Origin of the sequence: Nocardiopsis sp. TNDT3, from assembly GCF_003427465.1 — a bacterium.
Taxonomy (GTDB): domain Bacteria; phylum Actinomycetota; class Actinomycetes; order Streptosporangiales; family Streptosporangiaceae; genus Nocardiopsis; species Nocardiopsis dassonvillei.
The window spans coordinates 1-3,822 of record NZ_QPFC01000512.1; the positions used below are offsets into that span (position 1 = coordinate 1).

The following is a 3,822-nucleotide window of genomic DNA, read 5'->3' on the forward strand; positions in this document are numbered from 1 at the left end:
CCGTTCGGGGATGGCGTACTGCATGACCCTGCCGCGGGTGAGGGAGCTCAGCTCCAGGTGGGTGGTGACGTGGCCGAGGCGGTCCAGGGCCCACGCGCCCAGCGGGGAACGGTCCTCGACGCTTTCGAGGATCCCGAGCAGGGCGGGGGAGGCCCTGACGGCCGTGTCCCAGGCGCTGCGCGGAACCTGGAGCCAGTCGGCGCAGGTGTCGCCGATGAGGTAGCGGACGAGGGCGGCGACCACCGGGTCCAGAAGGGTCCCGGGCACGACCTCCTCGTAGAGGTCGATGAGCTGGCGGGTCAGGTACGCACCCTCCTCGGAGGGACCCATGTACCGGGTCATGTACCGGTCGGAGAACTCGCGGGCACTGGCCACGTCGGGCGGAGCGTGGTCGGTGCTGACGCCGAGCATGGCGCCGACGATGCGCCAGGCGTAGTAGTAGGACTCCGCGCCCTCGACCGACATGTGCACGCCCAGCCGGTGCAGCGCGTCCAGGACCTGGATGGAGAAGATCATCTGGCCGCCGATCATGTCCTCCTGGCAGATCGGCGTGCCGAGCGCGTCCACGTCCCAGCGGCCCTCCCGGCGCATGTGGTAGCGGATGGAGGCGTGCAGCAGGCGCACCTTCTGGGCCGAGGGGACGAACCGGCCCCCCGCCTCGAAGGCGTCGGGCTGCATCAGGTACACGGTGAACTGCCCGGTCTCGGCCATGCGCCGCGAGGGGTACTCCAGGGCGTGGGTGGCGCTGAGCAGTCTGGCCACGTGCGGGATGACGTAGCAGGCGGGCATCGCAGAGAAGGCCAGGGCGGTGGAGATGTGCACGTTGTTGTCGATGAAGAACAGGCGGGCCCTCTCCATCTCGTCCCAGTCGACCCAGGAGGGCGGCGCGGCCGTGGCGTGCAGGTACTCGCGGGCGACGTCGGGCAGTCCGTCGGGCAGGTCCTGTCCGGCGGTGGAGAAGTAGCGCATGAGGGTGTTGAACTTGCCGACCTCCCCGCGTTCGAAGAGCGTCTGCACCGTCGCGTCGGCGAGCTCGTCCCCCATGAGCCGCAGCGCGTCCATGGACTCCGGTGTGTAGGACATGGGATCCCTTCCAGGGGTCAGGAGTGTCGGGCCGCGGCCGAGGCCACCATCCGGGACAGGGCGGCGGCGGCTCCGTCCGGCAGGTCGGCGCGGTCGAGGGCGTCGGTGGCGGCCCGGACGCGCTCGTCGATCATCTCCTCGACGCGCTCGGGCGCCCCGGTGCGCCGCATGATCGACCGCACCCTGGACAGGCCCTCGCCCTCCAGGTCGCGGCGGCCGAGCAGACCGCGCAGCTCCCGGCGCTCGGCCGCGGTGGCGGCCGCCCAGGTCTCGGCGAGCAGGACGGTGGGCCGGTTGCCCCGGACGTCGTCCAGGTTCGACTTGCCCGTGAGTTCCGGGTCGCCGAACAGCCCCAGCAGGTCGTCCCGCAGCTGGAAGGCCTCGCCCAGGGGAAGCCCGTAGGCGGTGAAGGCCTCCATCACCGCGCCCGGGGCGCCGGCCAGCGCGCCGCCGATGCGCAGGGGGTGCTCGACGGTGTACTTGGCCGTCTTGTACCGGATCACCTGGAGCGAGCGGCCCGTGTCGGGCGGGGAGCCGGTGCGCAGCACCTCCAGGCACTCCCCGGCGATCAGCTCCCGTGCCATGACCAGCCACAGCTCACGGGCACGGGACAGGTAGGCCGAGGGCAGACCGCAGCACAGGAACAGCTCCGCGGCCCACGACATGAGCAGGTCCCCGGTCAGCAGGGCCAGGGCGCGGCTCCCGGCGTGGGGCCTGGGCCTGCCGGTGAACGCCGCGCGCAGGGCGACGTGGGCGCTCGGCACACCGTGCCGTATCGGGCTCTCGTCGATGAGGTCGTCGTGGACGACGGCCGCGGCGTGCACCAGCTCCATCGCGGCGGCGGCCCTGACCAGCGCGTCGCTGTCCGGCTGCCCGGCCGCGCGCCACCCCCAGTAGCAGAACGACGCGCGCAGGCGTTTGCCCCCGGTCAGCGCCACGTCCAGCTGCTCGGCCACCGGCAGCAGGTCGGCGTCGATGGCGACGAGCCGGTCCGTCTCCCGGCGCGCGAACTCCCGGAGTTCGGCGTCCACGCGCGTCCGGAGCAGGACCTGCTCCCCGGTCTCAGCCACCGCTGTGGCCGGGGCGGGAGGCGGCGGCCCGCCGGGCGAGCAGTTCCATGTGGGACTCGGTCGTCGGAGCGTACCGTCGCAGCGCCAGTTCGCCGCGCTGGCGCAGGTCCCGCCGACCGTCCCGGGCCAGCTCGGCCAGGTCCGACCGGCCCAGCAGCGACCGCGCTCCCCGCAGGGCCGCGCCGATCCGGCTGCATGCCAGGTCGGCCACCCCGGCCGCGACCAGCAGCGGCTCGCGTGCCCGGTCGGTGCCCGCGTCATCATCGGTGTGCGCCACGGCGTACACCCCCTGTTCCCGATCGGCACGGAAAGGACCGCGGCCGGAAACGGCGCCGCCTACGGCGAATACCGTCCGGGCGGCCGGATGTCCGCCGCGGTTCTCGTGGAGTGATCATCTTCGGCCATCGCCGTTTTTGTCAACGCAATGGTGTGATCTGGTTCGGTTTGGCGAGTGTTGGCGGAAAGAAGCAAGAGGAGCAAACGGACAGGAGTAAATAAAAACCGGCGGCGCCGTACGGATTGTCCGTGTTGTTGCAGGTTGCCGTCGCCATCTTCTTCGGGGTTGGGGCTGGGTCGAACTCCGAAGGCTGGCGGTCCGGAACGCCGGAATTCGGCTCGCTCCGGGGTTCTCCTCCCCGAATCTCGGGGAGGCTTCCAGGTCCCGGTGAATCCTGAAGGGGGTTCGCGGTCGGGGGTAGGGAAAACGCGTTCTCCTCAATGTCGGACAAAAGGCGATATGGCCGTCCCGGGTCTCCCTCGGTCGCCGCGGTCCTCCCGAGACGGGGACCTCCGACGTGACCGCCTCCCCCGAACGGCCGACGGGGCCGCGGACACCGGATCCACGACCCCGCCACGCTCCCCGGCCTCACTCGGTGCGCAGTCCCTCGGGGCTCGTCATCCGCCACAGGTAGGGCAGGCTCGCCAGCGTCACCAGCGCGATCACGCCGAATCCGGCGCCCACCAGCGGGAGGAACCCCGACCAGTCGGTGACCGGGAGGTCGGCCAGCCGCAGCAGGAGGAGCCCGAGCCCGGTCCCGCCCCCGACGGCGATCGCCAGGCCCAGCACCACCGGGATCGCGGTCTGCCACAGCACCGACGCGGCGAGCGTGGAACGGCTGGTCCCGAAGGCGATCAGCACCGGGAGCTGCCGCCTGCGCTCCCGCAGCTGCTCGACCGTGGAGACGACCATGCTCGCCCCGATCACCAGCATGGTGAGGACCGCACCGGCCCGGAGCGCGTCGCCGATGGACGTCAACAGGCTGCCGCCGCTCTCCGAGTGGAGGGCGCGCAGAGAGGTCCCGGGGCTGTCGATCCCGATGTGGTTGCGCACGTGCTCGGCGGCCTCCGGGTCGCTCCCGTCCAGGGTGACGAACACCGTGGACTGGAGGTACTCCAGCTCCCCGACCGGAAGGACCGACGGGGTGACGAACAGGCCCCGGTACTCCTGCCCGACCAGGTCGTCCGCGGCCCGGGCCTCGCGCAGCGGCGGGACGGTCCAGGGACGGGGCCCGGCGGCGGAGCCGCCCCCGGGGGCGTTGTCGAGGTCCAGCCGCTCCCCCGGACGCACGGCGGACGCCTCCCCGCCCGCGACGAAGGCGTCGCCGTCGGCGCACGAGGAGAACGTGATCAGCCCGCCCAGGGGCGTGGAGTCCTCCTCCCCCTTCCTCCT

General features: G+C 72.2%; 4 protein-coding genes. All 4 read right to left on the reverse strand.

Going from position 1 to position 3,822, the window contains the following annotated elements; genetic code table 11:
• Positions 1–1,083, reverse strand: a 1,083-nt coding sequence (locus tag DQW06_RS13360) for an oxygenase MpaB family protein (protein WP_157983435.1), incomplete at its 3' end; no start/stop codon positions are given.
• A 17-nt stretch (positions 1,084–1,100) separates the two neighbouring features.
• A complete protein-coding gene (locus DQW06_RS13365; protein ID WP_117198559.1) occupies positions 1,101–2,153 on the reverse strand; it encodes a polyprenyl synthetase family protein in 1,053 nt (350 codons plus the stop codon).
• On the reverse strand, positions 2,146–2,430 hold the full coding sequence (locus tag DQW06_RS13370; RefSeq protein ID WP_013154483.1) for a hypothetical protein: 285 nt from the start codon (positions 2,428–2,430) through the stop codon (positions 2,146–2,148). Before DQW06_RS13370 ends, DQW06_RS13365 begins: the two co-directional genes overlap by 8 nt.
• A 588-nt stretch (positions 2,431–3,018) precedes the next feature.
• Positions 3,019–3,822 (reverse strand): ABC transporter permease (locus tag DQW06_RS13375; protein WP_370449075.1); only part of this gene is annotated, 804 nt, incomplete at its 5' end.